Source organism: Streptomyces sp. NPDC002870, assembly GCF_042888505.1.
Taxonomy (GTDB): Bacteria; Actinomycetota; Actinomycetes; order Streptomycetales; family Streptomycetaceae; genus Streptomyces.
Genome location: NZ_JBIAPW010000019.1, coordinates 73,986 through 90,969 on the forward strand (window position 1 = coordinate 73,986; position 16,984 = coordinate 90,969).

Annotated in this window: 13 protein-coding genes; 5 read left to right on the plus strand and 8 right to left on the minus strand. The window is 70.5% G+C overall.

What is annotated here, in order from left to right:
* Positions 1 to 563: 563 nt before the first annotated feature.
* The 4 genes from ACFYWY_RS22930 (at position 564) to ACFYWY_RS22945 (ending at position 4,412) form a co-directional block, all read left to right on the plus strand.
* Positions 564 to 1,118: a hypothetical protein gene (locus ACFYWY_RS22930; RefSeq protein ID WP_389189705.1), complete on the plus strand. Its 555-nt coding sequence runs from the start codon at positions 564 to 566 to the stop codon at positions 1,116 to 1,118.
* 481 nt (positions 1,119 to 1,599) lie between these two features.
* Positions 1,600 to 3,264, plus strand: coding sequence for an energy-dependent translational throttle protein EttA (gene ettA / locus ACFYWY_RS22935; RefSeq protein WP_389189708.1), 1,665 nt, complete (start codon positions 1,600 to 1,602; stop codon positions 3,262 to 3,264).
* A gap of 9 nt (positions 3,265 to 3,273) precedes the next feature.
* Complete coding sequence (locus ACFYWY_RS22940; protein ID WP_389189711.1) at positions 3,274 to 3,750, plus strand: acyl-CoA thioesterase; 477 nt, start codon at positions 3,274 to 3,276, stop codon at positions 3,748 to 3,750.
* The gene (locus ACFYWY_RS22945; protein WP_389189714.1) at positions 3,747 to 4,412 is read left to right on the plus strand and encodes a hypothetical protein; all 666 of its coding nucleotides are present in this window, start codon (positions 3,747 to 3,749) and stop codon (positions 4,410 to 4,412) included. Before ACFYWY_RS22940 ends, ACFYWY_RS22945 begins: the two co-directional genes overlap by 4 nt.
* A gap of 57 nt (positions 4,413 to 4,469) precedes the next feature.
* Here the strand turns inward: ACFYWY_RS22945 and ACFYWY_RS22950 are convergent, their stop codons facing one another.
* Positions 4,470 to 4,874, minus strand: a complete 405-nt coding sequence (locus ACFYWY_RS22950) for a globin (RefSeq protein WP_389189717.1) — start codon at positions 4,872 to 4,874, stop codon at positions 4,470 to 4,472.
* 99 nt (positions 4,875 to 4,973) lie between these two features.
* Here ACFYWY_RS22950 and ACFYWY_RS22955 point away from each other — a divergent pair, with 99 nt between their 5' ends.
* On the plus strand, positions 4,974 to 5,960 hold the full coding sequence (locus tag ACFYWY_RS22955) for a methyltransferase domain-containing protein (RefSeq protein WP_389189720.1): 987 nt from the start codon (positions 4,974 to 4,976) through the stop codon (positions 5,958 to 5,960).
* A gap of 58 nt (positions 5,961 to 6,018) precedes the next feature.
* Here the strand turns inward: ACFYWY_RS22955 and ACFYWY_RS22960 are convergent, their stop codons facing one another.
* The 7 genes from ACFYWY_RS22960 to ACFYWY_RS22990 form a co-directional block, all read right to left on the minus strand.
* Positions 6,019 to 7,275, minus strand: a complete 1,257-nt coding sequence (locus ACFYWY_RS22960; RefSeq protein WP_389189723.1) for an FHA domain-containing protein — start codon at positions 7,273 to 7,275, stop codon at positions 6,019 to 6,021.
* An 86-nt stretch (positions 7,276 to 7,361) separates the two neighbouring features.
* Positions 7,362 to 8,720 carry a VWA domain-containing protein gene (locus ACFYWY_RS22965; RefSeq protein WP_389189726.1) on the minus strand — a complete coding sequence of 453 codons (1,359 nt, stop codon included), beginning with the start codon at positions 8,718 to 8,720 and terminating at the stop codon, positions 7,362 to 7,364.
* 122 nt (positions 8,721 to 8,842) lie between these two features.
* On the minus strand, positions 8,843 to 10,213 hold the full coding sequence (locus ACFYWY_RS22970) for a PP2C family serine/threonine-protein phosphatase (protein ID WP_389189729.1): 1,371 nt from the start codon (positions 10,211 to 10,213) through the stop codon (positions 8,843 to 8,845).
* A gap of 3 nt (positions 10,214 to 10,216) precedes the next feature.
* Positions 10,217 to 12,985: a tetratricopeptide repeat protein gene (locus ACFYWY_RS22975; RefSeq protein ID WP_389189732.1), complete on the minus strand. Its 2,769-nt coding sequence runs from the start codon at positions 12,983 to 12,985 to the stop codon at positions 10,217 to 10,219.
* Positions 12,982 to 14,322, minus strand: a complete 1,341-nt coding sequence (locus ACFYWY_RS22980; protein WP_389189735.1) for a hypothetical protein — start codon at positions 14,320 to 14,322, stop codon at positions 12,982 to 12,984. The genes ACFYWY_RS22975 and ACFYWY_RS22980 overlap by 4 nt, the downstream gene beginning before the upstream one ends.
* Positions 14,323 to 14,418: 96 nt before the next feature.
* Positions 14,419 to 15,429, minus strand: coding sequence for a glutamate ABC transporter substrate-binding protein (locus tag ACFYWY_RS22985; protein ID WP_389189738.1), 1,011 nt, complete (start codon positions 15,427 to 15,429; stop codon positions 14,419 to 14,421).
* Positions 15,430 to 15,440: 11 nt separating this feature from the next.
* Positions 15,441 to 16,832: a hypothetical protein gene (locus tag ACFYWY_RS22990; protein ID WP_389189741.1), complete on the minus strand. Its 1,392-nt coding sequence runs from the start codon at positions 16,830 to 16,832 to the stop codon at positions 15,441 to 15,443.
* Positions 16,833 to 16,984: the final 152 nt, after the last annotated feature.

Genomic DNA, 16,984 nt, shown 5'->3' on the forward strand with positions numbered 1-16,984 from the left:
GCATCCCCCCCCCGGCCGCTGTGAACGGACGCTCTCGAAGATGTTCCGCCGGTAAGTCGCTGACGAGACAGCCGTCTTGAGCTCACGGCTCCAGCCCCGGAGGTGCTCAGGCTTGAACGAGGCAGCGGGCGGGAACCGATGTACGGGCAGGCGTGTAGCCGAGCCCGGCGGTCCTGCAGCCGCCCAACTGCGGATCTTGGCCCGTCTGCTTGTCCTGGCAGGACGGGGAGCCGTGGCAAGTGTGTACCGCTCGCTCTCCCCCGTGCAGATGAGGTGCGCGAGCCGCTCCAGGTGTCGGGAACACCGGAGCAGGAGTAGACATTGAGCGCTGACGGGCGAGGGCGGCCGTCCGCTCGCCGGAGGAGGTTGGGTTGGGTCATGCTGGGGTTTCTCCTGTTCCTGCCGAAGGGGCGGAGAGCCGGGCGGTCGCGGTCTTGTGGTGAGAGGCGACCGCCCCGGACGTATCTGCATGCGGTGTCGCAGAACGTTGATCCGAAGACCGGATGTGGAGGCGACGCGCGCAACTTTGGGGGACCTACTTCCGTAGGGCCTGACCACGCGGCGTGGACAGCACCACCGCCGCACAGCGGAGTGGGGTGATTGCGGTGGTCCTGAGCGTGGTGACGCTTTTGGTCTCGGTGCTCGCGCTGGTGATCTCGGCGATGCTGGCCCGGAGGCAGCTTCTGTCATCCAGGAACGCGAATGTGCTGGCGATGATCCTGGAGGGATTCAAGGACACGAGGGGGGACGACTACCTGCAGGCGGTCGAATACGTGCTGTACCGACTGGCAACCGAGCACCAGCCGCCGGTGCCCTATATGGATCTCCCGCAGGGCCCCAAGAAGTACGTTCAGCGCGTGGGTCTCTTCTACAACCACCTCGGCAAGCTGGTCGCGCACGGCATCGTCGACGAATCCCTGATCATCGGGTCCTACGGGAGAAGCCTGCTGCGGGCCTGGACGGTGCTGGCACCATATGTGTACCTGGAGCGCGAGGCGCGCAGGCGCCATGTCATGCCGTACTTCGAAGACCTCGCGTGGCGGGTGTCCGTCAAGCCTCCCGAGGATGTCTACCGGGAACTGGGCTTGCATGTGCTCCCGCCGACGACCTCGCCTTGAATCGAAGCCGTCGTTGCGGGCCGCGTGCTCCAGCTCAGCGATGGTTTCGTCGGTGCGGCGCAGCTGCCAGACGAGCCATTCGCGGACGCTGTGCAGGCGCTCCAGGCGAGGCATTTTTTCGGACACGTGTTCGAGGCCATGGTCGCCTGGGCGCGACGCGACAGAGCACTCCCCTGACGGGGTGACCGGGCTCACGCGCACGCGAGGTCAGATACGGGCGTATCCGCATCTCCAGTGGCCCGCTCACGCTCCCGCTAGGACGCTGGCCAGCCGGAACGTGTTCGAGCGCGGGGCCGTCTGTGGGCCGTCGGAGGGCCGCCAAGGGTGACCGACAACGACCAACGACGACAGGACCGGCGTGCACGCCCACCGAATGCAGCCCAGATCAGAGCCGCTGGCCGTACTCATTTCCTTCGGGGGATGGACGTACGGCAAGATGGGGTGTATCTCTGCCCACCCACTTCTTGCCGGACGGTTTCTCTTGGCTGAGTACATCTACACGATGCGCAAGACGCGCAAGGCGCACGGCGACAAGGTCATCCTCGATGACGTGACGCTGAGCTTCCTGCCCGGTGCGAAGATCGGTGTGGTCGGCCCCAACGGCGCCGGTAAGTCCACCGTGCTGAAGATCATGGCTGGTCTGGAGCAGCCCTCCAACGGCGACGCCTTCCTCTCGCCCGGCTACACCGTCGGCATCCTGCTGCAGGAGCCGCCGCTGGACGAGTCGAAGACCGTGCTGGAGAACGTCCAGCTCGGCGTCTCCGAGGTCAAGGGCAAGCTCGACCGGTTCAACGAGATCGCCGAGCAGATGGCGACCGAGTACACCGACGCCCTGATGGAAGAGATGGGCAAGCTCCAGGAGGATCTCGACCACTCCAACGCCTGGGACCTGGACGCTCAGCTCGAGCAGGCCATGGACGCGCTCGGCTGCCCGCCCGGCGACTGGGCCGTCACCACCCTCTCCGGTGGCGAGAAGCGCCGCGTCGCCCTGTGCAAGCTGCTGCTCGAAGCCCCCGACCTGCTCCTCCTCGACGAGCCCACCAACCACCTGGACGCCGAGTCCGTGCAGTGGCTGGAGGCGCACCTCGCCAAGTACTCCGGCACCGTCGTCGCCATCACCCACGACCGGTACTTCCTCGACAACGTCGCCGAGTGGATCCTGGAGCTCGACCGCGGCCGCGCCCACCCCTACGAGGGCAACTACTCCACCTACCTGGAGAACAAGTCCTCCCGTCTCAAGGTCGAGGGTGCCAAGGACGCCAAGCGCCAGAAGCGTTTGAAGGAAGAGCTCGAGTGGGTCCGCTCCAACGCGAAGGGGCGGCAGGCCAAGTCCAAGGCCCGTCTGGCCCGTTACGAGGAGATGGCGGCCGAGGCCGACAAGATGCGGAAGCTGGACTTCGAGGAGATCCAGATCCCGCCGGGCCCGCGGCTCGGCAGTGTCGTCGTCGAGGTCGAGAAGCTCTCCAAGGCCTTCGGCGACAAGGTCCTCATCGACGACCTGAGCTTCACGCTGCCGCGCAACGGCATCGTCGGCGTCATCGGCCCGAACGGCGCGGGCAAGACCACGCTGTTCAAGATGATCCAGGGACTGGAAGAGCCCGACTCCGGTGTGATCAAGGTTGGCGATACGGTCAAGATCAGCTACGTCGACCAGAACCGCGCCAACATCGACCCCAAGAAGTCCCTGTGGGCCGTCGTCTCCGACGAGCTGGACTACATCAATGTCGGCCAGGTCGAGATGCCGTCCCGCGCCTATGTCTCGGCGTTCGGCTTCAAGGGCCCGGACCAGCAGAAGCCGGCCGGCGTGCTGTCCGGCGGTGAGCGCAACCGCCTCAACCTGGCGCTGACCCTGAAGCAGGGCGGCAACCTGCTGCTCCTCGACGAGCCCACCAACGACCTCGACGTCGAGACGCTCTCCTCCCTGGAGAACGCCCTGCTCGAGTTCCCCGGTGCGGCCGTGGTCGTCTCCCACGACCGCTGGTTCCTCGACCGCGTCGCCACGCACATCCTGGCGTACGAGGGCGACTCCAAGTGGTTCTGGTTCGAGGGCAACTTCGACTCGTACGAGAAGAACAAGGTCGAGCGGCTCGGCCCGGACGCCGCCCGTCCGCACCGTGCGACGTACAAGAAGCTGACCCGGGGCTGAGGTTCATAGATGGCCCGGCACATTTACCGCTGTCCCCTTCGCTGGTCGGACATGGATGCCTTCGGGCACGTCAACAACGTCGTCTTCCTGCGGTATCTGGAAGAGGCGCGCATTGACTTCATGTTCCGGCTGGCGCCCGGGGACGGTTCCCCGTCGTTCGCCGGCGGGTCCGTCGTGGCCCGGCACGAGATCGACTACAAGCGGCCGCTGGTCCACCGGCACGAGCCGGTGATCGTCGAGTCGTGGGTGACGAAGATAGGCGCGGCGTCGCTGACCATCGCATACGAGGTCAAGGACGCGGAAGGGGCCTCACAGGTGTATGTCCGAGCCTCGACCATCGTCGTGCCGTACGACCTGAGCGCCGGGCGCCCGCGCCGGATCAGCGCGGAGGAGAAGTCCTTCCTTCAGCACTACCTCGACGACGCCAACGACGCTGCCGACGCTGACGAAAAGGCCGACGCCGACGAGGGTGTTCTCGCGGCATGAGCGTGCCCGTGCAGACTCTGCACTTCGCCGACGCGGGGGAGGCTGAAGATCTCACAGCCTTCCTCTCCCGGCTGATCCATTACGACCGCGCCGCCGCCGTCCGGCTTCAGGCCGGCGGCGGCGCGCTCGCCGTTTTCGGGCGTCCGCCCTCCTTCGAGGTGCTCGCGATCCGTACGGCACGGCTCAGTGACCGAGTCGAGCTGGATGTCACCGTCTCCGCCGGTGAGCTGCTGGAGTCCCTCGGCGGGGCGGAGTTCACCGTGCCCGCCGCCGTCACCGGGCCGCCGTGGGCCGGCGTGCTGCCGCCGCGCGGCGGCTGGCGGGAGCTGCCCGGGCTGCCCGAAGTGACCGCGATGCGGGGCGCGGTGGCCGCAGCCGTGACTGAATTCCGTACCCGCGACGAGCAGTTGCCCGCCGAGCGGCGTACACGCGCCGAGCGGGACCGCATCGGGCGTGAGATATGGTCGCGCACCGTCGGCGGAACCGGGCTGCCGCTTCGAGCCGTGCACGCCGCCCAGTCGCTCGGCTTTCTGCGTCCCGGAGTCCCGGTCGCGCTGCTGTCCACGGGCTCGTGGCTCAGACTGCGTACGCCCTTCGGGTCGATCGTCGTACGCAAAGACGGCCTCGGCGGACTGAGCGTCACCCCCACCGGGCCGCGCTGACCCCGGTCGAGCCTCGCCCGCAAGTGACCGGGCGGCTCCCTCAGGTGCCGGTGCTGATCAGTCCGCCGTGTTCAGCATGGAGGCCGCGGCGTACGTGAGGTAGTTCCAGAGCGTCCGCTCGTGCTCCTCGGACAGGCCCAGCTCGTCGACGGCGGTACGCATGTGCTTCAGCCAGGCGTCGTGCGCGGCCCGGTCGACGGTGAACGGCGCGTGGCGCATCCGCAGCCGCGGGTGGCCGCGGTTGTCGCTGTAGGTGCGGGGCCCGCCCCAGTACTGGATCAGGAACAGCGTGAGCCGCTCCTCGGCGGGACCCAGGTCCTCCTCCGGGTACATCGGCCGCAGCACCGGATCCTCGGAGACGCCCTGGTAGAAGCGGTGGACGAGGCGCCGGAAGGTCTCATCGCCGCCGACCTGTTCGTAGAAGGTCTGCTCCTGAAGCGTGCCGCGCGGAATCTCATTCACCTGACCATCGTCTCAGACTCACCGGCCGAGGACCCAGGCCCTAGGACCACCCACGATCGGGTGCTCGCCTCAGGCGCGGCGCCGCAGGACAGTGGATGCATGGGTGTGGACCTGGAGCAGTATGCAGACCCGGCCGCCGAGGCGCGGCAGTCGTTGGTGCGGGCGATCGTGGCCGATGGCGGGCTGACCGATCCGGCCTGGCGGGCGGCGTTCGAGGAGGTGCCGCGGCATCTGTTCGTGCCGTACTACTTCGTGGGCCGGGGCGGCGCGTACGAGCGTCTGTGGTGCGAGGACCCCGATCCCGTGCGGCGGAGCCAGTGGCTGAGAGGCGCATATACGGACGGGCCGCTCGCCACCCGGGTGCGCGACGGCGAACTGATCTCCTCCAGCAGCCAGCCCTCGCTGATGGCCAGGATGCTCGAGGAGCTGGAGGTACGGGAGGGGCACAGCGTCCTCGAGATCGGCGCGGGCACCGGCTACAACGCGGCTCTGCTCGCACACCGGCTCGGCGACGAGCTGGTGACGACCGTCGACGTGGACCCTGAGATCACCGAGTCCGCGCGAACGCATCTGGCGGCCGCGGGCTACCACCCGGCTGTGATCACCGGCGACGGGGCGCGTGGCTGTCGGGAGCGCGCGCCCTTCGACCGCATCATCGCGACCTGCACGCTGACGTCCCTGCCGTTCGACTGGCTGCCGCAGTGCCGGCCGGGAGCGCGGATCCTGGCCCCGCTCTCCACCGGGCTCATCGCGTTGCGGGTGCGCGACGACAGCCGTGGCCGGATCGCGGAGGGGCATTTCCTGCGGACGTCCGCGTACTTCGTGCCGCTGCGCGGCGGCGGGCTTGCTCCGGTGGGGCACGGCGGGGGGCTGCCGAGGCGCGCGGTCGAGAACGATCTCTTCCGCTTCTTGCTGACGCTGACCGCCGGCAGCCTCGATCCGCACGAGGCGCTCTCGCTGTGGGAGCGCGAGCGGCGCCCGCAGCGGGACCGGTTCGGGATCACGGTCAGCGGACAGCACCAGTGGGCCTGGCTGGACGACCCCGAGGGGCCGTACGCCTGGCCGCTCGGGCGTCCGTCCAGCTGACCGTTTCAGCCGGCTGTTCTCGGCGGAGTGTCTTGCGGAGTGTCTTACGGCGGCAGGGCTAGCCGCGGCGGACGGTGATGGTGGTCCAGGCGCCGACGTGAACCCGGTCGCCGTCGTTCAGCGGGATCGGCACATAGGGCTGGATCGGATCCTCGGCGCCGTTGAGCGTGGTGCCGTTGGTGGAGTTCTGGTCGACGACGGCCCAGGAGCCGTCGGGCTGCTGGACCAGCACCGCGTGCTGGTGCGAGACTCCCGGGTCTTCCGGCGGGACGGACAGGTCGATGTCGGGGGACTCGCCGGTGGAGTGCCGGCGGCGGCCGATCGTGATCTGGTTGCCGGCGAGCGGGAGGTGCTGCTCGGGGGAGTACGCGGGCAGGTTGAGGCCGCTGGCATCGGGGCCGCTGCGCTGCATCATCGCGAGGAAGTACTCACGGTCGGGCGCTATGACGGCCGTCCAGCCCGCGGGGGCCTGGGGCTGGGGCTGGTACTGGGGCGGCTGCTGTGGACCCGACTGCCCCTGCTGCGAACCCAGCTGTGGACCGGACTGCGGACCGGGCTGCTGGGCGTACTGCTGCGGCATCTGCTGCTGGAACGCCTGCGGCGCGTGCGGCTGCTGGGGCGCCTGGGGCTGAGGTAGCTGGGGGGCCTGTGGCTGCTGCGGCGCCTGCGAGGGCGGGGGCAGCATCCAGTCGTCCCCGCCGCCCGTCTGCTGGGGCTGCTGCGGCACGGGCGGCGCCGGCTGCTGCTGGAAAGACGGCGGGGGCGGGCCCTGCTGGCTCGGCTGCGGGTGCTGGAAGGACGGCGGAGGCGGCGGCCCCGGCTGCTGGAACGCCTGCGGCGGCTGCTGCGCCGACGGGTCGTTCGTCAGCGGTTCGGCCGGCCGGTTCATCTGCGACGGCCGCGAGCTCTGGTACTCGTACGGATCGTGCTGCTGCGGGAGAGGAGGCTGCGGCGCAGGAGGCGGCGGTGCAGGGGCGGGCGCAGGCTGCGACTGGAAGCCCGGCGGGAGGTTCAGCCCGGCCGGCTGCTGCTGGGGCGGGGCCACCGGGGTGTACGACGTTGCCGTGTGCGTGAGGAAGTTGTACCGGCACTCCTCGCAGAACGGGGCCATGGCCTCGCGCGGGGTGCGGCACTGCGGGCAGAGCTCGGCCTGGGCGGTGGCGTTCGGGTCGCCGGGACCCGGGTAGCCGTAGGCCGGCGGCGGGGGAGGCGGCGGAACGGCACCCGCGGGAGCGCCAGGACCGGCCATGCGGTGGCCGCAGACCTCGCACCAGTCGTCGGAACCCGACTGGTGTCCGTTCGGGCAGGTCGGCATGTCGGCGCTTCCCCCTCTCCTCGTCCGGCCCGAGGGCCGTTTCACTTCGGTGTTGCCGTCGGCGTTTCTGTCGGCGTCAGTACCGGCTACTTCTTCACGCGAACCGTCTTGGTGGAGCGCGTTTCGAGGGTCATCTCGTCAGCCTCCGCGACCTTCGCCTTCAGTCGCACAGTACCTGTCGCGGCATCGACGACGTCCACCACCTTCGAAAGCAGTTTCGCTGTGTCCTCGTTGCCGGAGTCCGCCGCGAGCTGCACGGCACGGCCGAGCTTCGCGGTCGCGCCGTCGTAATCGCCCGACTTGCGGGCATCGAGCCCCTGTTGGATGACTTGCGCAAGTTCGGCCTGGCCCGTGTAGTGCGCGACCTGCGGGTTGATCGAGGTGGACGCCACCATGTCGTCTGTCCACACCGCCCGTACGAGACCCTGTGACAGCACCTGCGGAGCCCCGCCGTCCGCGGCCGGGATGATCAACGAGACCCGGGCGGCCAGCATCTCCTGGCCGATCCCGGCCTCCGGGACCTGCACGCACACGTGGTAGTCGCGGGACTCGTCGCCCCAGGAGCCGGTCGGATAGTCGCCGGCCCGCGGGCCCGCTTCCGTACGCCGTCCGGTCAACTCCTCGACCGTCGGCGCCACTTGTTTGACGAACTTGATCTCCACGCCGACGGGCGTCCACAGCCGCAGCGCCACATCCGCGACCTCCTTGCCCATCGCGTTCTCCATCATGCTGGTGAAGTCCGCGGCCAGTTCGGCCGGGTTCGCGACGATGTCCGCCGTGCCGAGCAGCGCGGAGGCGATGCCGGTGACCTCCTTGACCTCCCAGTCGGTGCCGACGCCGCGGGCGTCGCAGGTGAAGCGGCCCGCGCCGGCTTCGAGGGTGGCCTGCAGATCCTCCGGCGACTCGTGCTCGTTACGGCCGTCGGTGAGCAGGATGCCGTGCCGGATGCCGGCATCGGAGCTTGCGAGCAGCCGGTCGGCGAGGCGGAGCCAGGTGCCGATCGCGGTGCCGCCGCCCGCGGTGAGCCGCCGCAGTGCCTCCTTGGCCTGACCCCGCGTCTGCGGATCGGCGACCGCGAGCCGACCGCCGCCCGGGTAGACCTCGTTCGCCACATGCGTGCCCGCGATCACCGCGAAGGAGACGCCGTCGCGCAGCGTTTCGATGGCGGCGGCCGTGGCATCACGGGCATTGCGCATCTTGGTCGGCGGATAGTCCATCGAGCCGGAGCAGTCGACCATGATCACAACGGCGGCGCTCGGCGCCTGTCCCGGTATGTACGCGGGGGAGCGCGAAGCGCCCGCGAGCGGGGTCCCGCCGCTGGTGCCGCCTCCGGTGGAGGTGACGGTGACGATCGCGTTCACCTCGCGGCCGCCCTCCGGCAGATACTCGTTCTGATACACCTCGACGGAGAACTGCGGTACCTGTGACTTGGAGAAATTGGCCATGTGATCGGCTCCTTGGGGCTCCACTCGGGCAGAGAAACGACACGAAGGTCCGCAAGCGGCAGCAGGCGGCAACGGGCGGTGACAAGCGGCAACAAGCAGCCACTCGGCGGACATAAGGGGGCTCAAGCCCTGTTGTAGGCCGATCCTGCCCCTTGCTGCGGCACGGCGAACGGCAGCACCGCCACTGTTACGTTGTCGTGGCCCCCGCCGTCGAGTGCGTGGCCGACCAGAACCTGCGCGCTGTGCAGCGGGCGGCCCGCCGCATCGACCGGGATCGCCTGGGCCATGTCCTCGGCGGCCTCCGCATAGTTCCACAGGCCGTCCGTGCAGACCACGACCACGCCGGAACGGTCCGGTTTGAACGAGGCGGTGTGCGGCTCCAGTTCGTACGCGTCGGCCCCGAGCCAGCCCGTGATGGCGTGGGCACGATCGTCCGCGTACGCCTCCGCCTCGCTCATCAGGCCGGCCGCCACCATCTGGGCGGCCCAGGAGTCGTCCTCGGTGAGCCGGGCGGGCGGGCCGCTGCGATCGTCCGGTACCCAGTAGGCGCGGCTGTCGCCGACCCAGCCGACGACCAGCAGGCCACCGGCCGCCACGGCGCCGACGATGGTGCAGGCCGGCGCGTTCTGGTGGTGGTGCGGGTCGTGCTCCATCGCCTCGCCCTGACCGGAGTCCCTGGCGAGGGAGTTGACCGCCTCGGAGGCCGCGACGATCGCCTCGTGCATGGCCTGCTGGGGGTGGGTGCCGCGTGGCAGCGTCTGGAGCAGCAGCTCATTGGCGGCGCTCGCGGCGGCCTCGGAGGCCTCGTCGGGGCGGGTCGCCGACGACACCCCGTCGCAGACGATCGCGACGACGGCGGGCGAGCCGTCGGGCAGGGCTGTGGACGACACCGCGAACGAGTCCTCGTTGCGGTGGTGGCGCAGCCCGCGGTCGCTGACGGCGGCTACCGAGCCGAGCTCCTGCTCCATGTGGTCGCGCTCGCGGGGCTGGGCGTGGCCGCAGTTCTCGCAGTAGCCGTCGGGGTCGACATGGCCGGCCCGGCAGGCCACACAGAGCTTGGTGCCGGACGGGGGTGCGATCGGGTCCGCGGCGCGCGGGTCGGCGGCGACGGCGGTGCCCGCCTCGGGCGCGGGCAGCTCGAAGTCGCCGCTGGAGGAGGCATTGGGCGGAGCCGGGGGCGAGGGGGGCGGTGAGGAGGGCGGATCGTCGTAGCGCACGGCCGCGGCGGGCAGCAGGCCGCCGCCCGAGTCCCTGCCCGGCAGATCTCCGGGCAGATGCGCCGGCGCGGGCGCGCCCGAGCTGTCCGTCCTTCCGGTGGCCGACGGCCACTCGACGGGCGTGCCGATGGCAATGGTCGGGTGGTCGTCCGGCGGCGCGGGCACGACGGAAAGGTCGTATCCGCACGCACCGCAGAAAAGGTCACCCGTCTCCAGCGGCTCGGCGCAACTTGGGCACGTCGACCCGGCGGCCGGCTGGTGCATCTGCGAGGCCATCAATCACACCCACGTCCTGGGGCGGAAGCGGTTCGCCCGCTCCACCAGGTCTATCCGCTCCTCGCCGCGCTGGGCGAGCCGGGCGAGCACCCGGTAGGAGCGTTCCAGTCCGAAGCGCAGGCCGCGCTCGTCCAGTTCGTTGCCGAGCAGCACTCTCTGTCCGGACGGCGGGGCTCCGGGACTACCGGAGAGTACCCAGTCGAGGGCCGTGCCGAGTACTTCTGTGGACAACTGCGCGCGGCGCACCGCGTCCAGACCGAAGTCCTGCAGGGCGTCCACCTGCGCGGCGGCCGCCGACAGGTCGTCGATCAGCGGGTCGTGCGCGGCGCGTCGCCGCAGCCTCGCCCGTACGGCAGCCACCCGCGCGGCCGTGTAGTGGATGGACGACTCCGGCACCGACTCCAGAGTCCGTACGGCGCCGGGCCGGTCGCCCGCCGCGAGCTGCACCCGGGCCAGGCCGAACGCGGCGCTGACATAGCTCGGGTCGGTCGTCCACACCAGGCGGTAGTACTCCGCGGCGTTGTCCAGCTGGCCGAGCACCTCGGCGCAGACGCCGAGTGCCAGCTTGGGTGCGGGCTCGCCGGGGAACGCGTCGTAGATCGCGTCGAAGGAGAGCGCCGCGACCTCGTTGTCCCCGGTCACCAGCGAGGTGAGGCCTCGGTACCAGACGACCCGCCAGTCGTCGGCGTCCTCGCTCTCCAGGGTGGCGAGAGCCCTGGTGGCGGAGTCCAGTTCACCCATCTCCAGGCGGGCGCGCAGCTCGCGCAGCCGGGTCTCCGGGGAGGCCGCGGACGCGGAGTGCAGAGCGGCGATGAGCTCGGCGGGCGCGGAAGCCATCAGGCCGGCGAGGAATCCGGCGTTGGGGTCGCCCGGGTCGACACGCGGCACGGGCAGGGCGAGTGAGGTCGCCCGGGCGTCGAGCACGGCGAGGTGCGGGGCGAGGGCGAGGTTCGGGGGAGGGGAGGCGAGACCGGCGGAGCGGGGCGCGGGGATCGGTGCGGCGTAGGCATTGGCCGATCCGCCGCCGGGGTAGCCGGTGCCTCCGGCGGCCAGTTGTCCCGGAACCGTCCCCGGAACCGACCCCGGCACCGGCGTGCCGCCCGCGTTCCCGGCTCCGCCGGGCACAGTCCCGGCGCCCCAGGGCTGCGCGGCCGAACCGCCGCCCACCCCCGGGCCGCCCACCCCCGGGGCGCTCACCGCAGGGCCGCTCACAACAGGACCGCCGCCCACCGCGGCCGAGCTGTTTGCCGCCGCGGGGAGCTTGCCGCGGCCGCGGCCCGAGGGCGCCGACGCACGCCCGCCCAGCTGCGAGACGTCCTCCGTCAGCTCCGCGAACAACTGCGTGTCCGTGACCCGCAGTTCAGGTCCGAACAGCGTCGACAGCGCAGGCCGCGGGCGGCCCGTCTGGATCGCGACGACCTCTCTGAGCACCCCCGTCAGCTGCTCCGCCATCTCCTGCGCAGAGGCGAACCGCCGCGCCGGATCCGGGTCCGTCGCCCGTACCAGCAGCCGGTAGAAGGACTCGTACGTCTGGAAGACGCCGATGTTCTCCGGGTCCGGCAGGGAGTCCACGAACACATTCGTGTAGCCCTGGAAGTCGAAGGTCAGCACGGCCAGCGTGCGCGCGACGGTGTACAGGTCGGAGGCGACCGAAGGGCCGACCTCGCCGACCTCCGGGGCCTGGTACCCGACCGTGCCGTAGATCGCGGACTCGTCGTCGTCCATCCTGCGGACCGCGCCCATGTCGATGAGCTTGAGCTGGTCCTGCTGCTGGATGGCGTTGTCCACCTTGAAGTCGCAGTACAGCAGGTTCCTGCTGTGCAGATGTCCGAGCGCCTCCAGCGCCTCGATGCCGTACGCACATGCCTGCTCGACCGGCAGCGGATCGCGCTTGCCCGCCCGGTTGCGCCGTTCGTTGGCGATCTCCTTCAGCGACTTGCCGCCGACGTACTCCATGACGATGTAGCCGTCGAGCGAGCCGGTGCGCTGGTCGAGATGCTCCACGAAGTTGTAGATGCGGACGATGTTGGAGTGCTCGATCTCCGCGAGGAAGCGCCGCTCCGAGATCGCCGCGGCCATCGCGTCCTGGTCGCCCGTGTCCAGCAGGCCCTTGAGCACCACCCACCGGTCGGAGACCGCGCGGTCCACCGCCAGATAGACCCAGCCCAGGCCGCCGTGGGCGAGGCAGCCCACCACTTCGTACTGCCCGTGCACGATGTCGCCGCCGGTGAGCTTCGGCACGAAGGAGTACGGGTGGCCGCACTTGGTGCAGAACCCTTCCGTACGCCCCGGACGCTCCCCGCGAGAACGCCCCACCGGGGCACCGCAGTCGGAGCGCGAACAGAACCGCTTGCGCTCGGGGACCTCAGGGTTCTCCATCACCGCGGTACGCGGCTCGGGGCGCGGCACGTCCGGCACGGAGACCAGGCCGGCGCCCAGCCGGTTGCGGCCTGACCCGCTCGTGGAGCTGCCGGAGCTGCGCACCGAGACCGACCGGGACGAGGCGCTCCCGGACAGCGAGCGCGAAAGCCGCCCGGACACGGAACGGCGCGACGTCGACGAACGCGACGAGGCCCGCGAGGAGCGCGAACTGCTCCGCGCGGAGCCGGAGTCCCGGCCGCCGCCCGTGATGCCGGTGGGCGGCGAGGACACCATCCCGTTGGACGCGACGACGGGCGCGAGGCCGCATGTGTCGCAGTACAGCTCACCGCCGCCGAAGTCCTCGTACGAGCCCTCACAGCCGGGGCGCTGGCAGTTCTTGTTCTCGCTCACGAATCCCCCCTGCGGTCATTGGGCCCGGACGGTCCCTGCTGTCTCGGGACAAGGACTTCGGCGGCGGCGTGCTGATAACGCAGCACCGCCTGTTCGGCGACGCGCAGATCGCATGGTGCGCTCCACAGCATCCGGCGGGCCGCGTCGTACCGCTCGATCAGCAGCGGATCCTCCGCCATCCCGTGCCTGGCCACTTTCGCCTTGTACGCGTCGAGACGGCCGCGCAGCTCGGCGCGGACCGCGAGCGGGGCGGTGACGGCCGTCAAAGACTCACGGGCGCGCAGCAGCTCGTCCTCCGCCTCGCGCTCCAGGGATTCGAGCAGCGGCGACAGCCGGTGCCACTGCGAGTGCCTGCGGTACTCGGCGGCGGTGGCGAGCCGTTCCTGCAGCGCGGTCGACGGGCCGCTGACCGCGGGCACCTCGGAAGCGGCGATCTTCGCCAGCACCTCGCCGCGCGCCGACCGCGCCTCGGTGAGCGTACGGTCGGCGCGCGACAGCACGTCGCGCAGCCGGATCAGCCGCTCCTCGGAGTCCTGCCGAACCCGGAGCACCGCCTCGATCTCCCGGCGTATGTCTTCGAGGGCGCGCGCCGCACGGTCGTAGCGGTCGGTGTCGGGGCGGCCGCCACCGGGCGCCGAACTGCCGAGCGCGGGCCGCCAGAAGGCGAGCGGGTCGGAGATCACCTGGGCGCGCAGCGTGGACAGTTCATGGGTGATCGACTCCAGCTCGTCGCCGGCCGGGTGCTCCCCGGGCCGTACGCCGACGGAGTGCGCGAGCGAGCGGGTGCGCTGCAGCTCGGCGGAGAGCAGATCTATCCGGGCGGGCAGCGCCGACCACACCGAGTCGGCCGTCACCACCATGTCCAGCGAGCTTGCGTACAGCTCGTTCATCCGGGCGACCAGCTCTTCGAGCGTGAACTGCTCGGAGAGCTTGGCGGGCCCGGTGATCGAGGGTGCGGTGTGGGCGGCGGAGCTGGCGATCGTGACGCTGCGGCCGCGCAGCCGGTCGGTCAGCTCCACCAGGTCCTCACGGCTCGGCCAGCGACGCCTGTCGCGCAGCTCACGGGTGTCGTTCAGGGCGGCGGTGTACGTGTCGAAGTACCCCCACAGCAGGCTGATCGCCTGGTCGGCGGAGGCCCAGCGGTCCTTGGTGACGCCCGTCAGCTCGGCGCCTTCGAGGAGTCTGCGGCCGGCATGGTCCTGCAGGGCGAGGAGCGAGGTCTCGATCGCCTCGTGCTCCGCGCCGAGGCGCGCCAGCGCACGGTCCACCTCGTCCCGGTCCATCACCGGGCCTGGGGGTCCCCCCGCGGAGCTGGGGGAGGGTCCCGCCGCGCCCATCGATCACCTCTCTGCTCTTCCTGTGTTCCTTGCAGGACTAGTCGTTCAGCCTGTTCAGCCTGTTCAGCCTGTTCAGGTCGTTCAGCGCCGGTTGTCTCAGCCGGCGCGGTACTTCGGCGCCGGCGGCCCGGCTATCCCGGGGAGATCGGCCACCAGCCATTTGTTGTACGCCGCCGTCCAGGCGCCCTTGCGGTACTGGTCAAGCACCTTGTTCACCCGGCGCACCAGGTCGTTCTTGCCGAGTTTGGTGGCCACGCCGTAGTACTCGGTGGTGAAGGGCTTGCCGCCCTTGAGCTCGACCGCCGGGTCCTGCGCCGCCTGGCCGGCCGCGAGGGCGTTGTCCGTCACGATCGCGTCGACGAGACCCTGCTGGAGCCGCACCAGGCAGTCCAGCTGGTTGGACACGGTGAGCACGTCCTCGTCTCCCGGCTGCCCGTCGTGCTTGTCCTTGAACGTGGCGCCGAAGGAGTTCTCCTCCAGCGCGTCGTACGCCGTCGAACCCTCCGCGGTGCAGATCTTCTTCCCGGCGAGGGACTTGTCGTATCCGGTGATGGACGAGCCCTTGGCGGCGAGAACCTGCTGGCCCGCCTGGAAGTACGCGGTGGAGAAGGCGACCTGCTTGATCCGGGCGCAGTTGATCGTCATCGTGCGGACGACGATGTCCACCGTGCCGTTGTTCAGCGCGGGTATGCGCTGGTTGGTCGGGATGGCGCGGAAGATGATGGCGTCCGGCTTGCCGAGGATGTCCTGGGCGATGGCCCGGGCGAGATCGATGTCGAAGCCTTCGAGGCCGCCGGTGGCCGGATTGCGGTAGCCCCAGCGGTAGCTGTTCTGGTCGACGCCGACGATCAGCTTGCCCCGTGCCACGATCGCGTCGATGTTCGGCCCGTTCGCCGCCGACGGTGACAGGGAGCGCTCCGGTTCGGTACAGCTGTCGGCCTTGGCGGGCGTCACCGAGGCGGCGCTCTGGCCGTCCAGGCCGGAGCCGAGGGCGTCCGCGCCGCCGTGGGACAGCGGCAGCAGCGTGACGGCCGCGGTCAGCGCACAGGCAGCGGCCATCCCCGCGACGCCGCCCCAGCCGCGGAACCTGGTCCTCAGGTCCGTCATCGCTCCTCCTCTCACCGGTATTCCGAAAGCCTGCGGTTGATGCCGAGCACGGCGCCCGCCGCACCCAGCACGGCCAGTGCCGCGGCGCCGACCGGAAGACCGGTCAGCGCGCCGCGCCCGTCCTCGGCGGCGCGGGTGAACTCGTGCTGCTCGTGCGCGAGCGCCTTCGCCAGCGCGTCGTCCACCTGGTCGAAGGACTGGCCGGTGGAGGCCTTGGGCCCGATGACCTTGTCCAGCGCGCCTTCGTAGTCACCGGCCTTGTCGGTGGTGCTGGCGCTGCTGTGCCGGACCTTCCACTCGGACACGCCCTTGACGGCGGCCTCGACGGGAGCGCGGCCTTCCTTGTCGTCGGCGAGCTTCTGCGCCTCGCTCAGCCCGTCGCCGAGCTTCTTCATGCCTGCGGTGTAGTCCGTTTCGTACTTGTCGCTCTTGCCGTCGTCGGTGAGCACCGCGCCCCGCGCGACGAGCGTCAGGTTCTCATTCGCCCGCGCCTTCAGGGAGCTGATCCGCGCGTCGTTGAGCACCTTGAGCGACTTCTGGCCGTGCACTTCTGCGGCGTTCAGCTCGGCGCGGGCCACCGTGTGTCCCACGGCCAGCCACAGCAGGACGACGGTGGCGGCGGTGGTGGCGGCGAGCAGGCCGTGGTTGAACACCCGGTTCGTCCGACGGTAGTTGCGGCGCTGCGCCCACACCAGGGCGGCCAGTGCGACCACGCCCACGGCGAGCGAGAAGACCGGCCAGAAGCGGGCGTCGTCGTCGTCCCGGTCGAGCCGGGCCGTCTCCGCGTCGTACAGCTTCTGGGCGGCGGGCAGCAGATCCCGGGTCATCTGCTCGTTCGCGAACCGCAGATACGCGCCGCCGAGGGGCAGGCCCTGCCGGTTGTAGGAGCGGGCCGTCTCGATCACGCCGGTGTAGCGGGGGAGCTGCTCGTTGAGGGCGGCTATCTGGCGGCCCGACTCGCTCGAACTGTCGGTGTTCGCCGCGGCCTTGACCAGCAGTCTGGACGCGAGCGCGATGTCTTTCTGGTACCGCTCGCGGGCAGCGCGGGGCTCCTCGGCCCCGGCCAGGAAGCCACTGGAGGCCGCCGTGTCCGCGTCGGCCAGCGAGCGGTAGATGGACGCGGCGTCCGCGCTCAGTGGCTGGCTGCGGCTCACCACGTCGTCGGCCGCGGATGCCCGGTCGGAGATCTCGAACGCCGTCACCGCGCCGAACGCGACCACCAACGCCGCCAGAACGGCACCGATGATCTGCAGCCGCCCCGGCTCGGTCGTCGCCGCCGTGCGCAGCCGCTCCTTGCCCTCGGCCCACGCGCCGCGGTGGGCGGGCGGCGTGGCCGGCGGCTGCGCGGGCGCATGCGTCGGAGCCGATTGGGGCGCAGTGCGCACAGTCGGCGGGTATGTCACGTGACCCCCCTCGGTCGCTGACGTCGGCTCCGCCCCCGGCGGGTCCGGGGGACGTCCCCCGGCCAGCAGTATGGCCGCAGTGACCGACATACACAGCAGGATTGACTGGATCTTGTCCTGTCGCAGCAATTCAGGATCCGTCAGGCCCCGTC

What these genes read in the sequence shown, in the direction of transcription:
- ACFYWY_RS22980 (WP_389189735.1), bottom strand. Translation starts at nt 14,322, where the DNA reads ATGGGCGCGGCGGGACCCTCCCCCAGCTCCGCGGGGGGACCCCCAGGC.
- ACFYWY_RS22955 (WP_389189720.1), top strand. Translation starts at nt 4,974, where the DNA reads ATGGGTGTGGACCTGGAGCAGTATGCAGACCCGGCCGCCGAGGCGCGG.
- ACFYWY_RS22945 (WP_389189714.1), top strand. Translation starts at nt 3,747, where the DNA reads ATGAGCGTGCCCGTGCAGACTCTGCACTTCGCCGACGCGGGGGAGGCT.
- ACFYWY_RS22965 (WP_389189726.1), bottom strand. Translation starts at nt 8,720, where the DNA reads ATGGCCAATTTCTCCAAGTCACAGGTACCGCAGTTCTCCGTCGAGGTG.
- ACFYWY_RS22970 (WP_389189729.1), bottom strand. Translation starts at nt 10,213, where the DNA reads ATGGCCTCGCAGATGCACCAGCCGGCCGCCGGGTCGACGTGCCCAAGT.
- ACFYWY_RS22960 (WP_389189723.1), bottom strand. Translation starts at nt 7,275, where the DNA reads ATGCCGACCTGCCCGAACGGACACCAGTCGGGTTCCGACGACTGGTGC.
- ACFYWY_RS22940 (WP_389189711.1), top strand. Translation starts at nt 3,274, where the DNA reads ATGGCCCGGCACATTTACCGCTGTCCCCTTCGCTGGTCGGACATGGAT.
- ACFYWY_RS22985 (WP_389189738.1), bottom strand. Translation starts at nt 15,429, where the DNA reads ATGACGGACCTGAGGACCAGGTTCCGCGGCTGGGGCGGCGTCGCGGGG.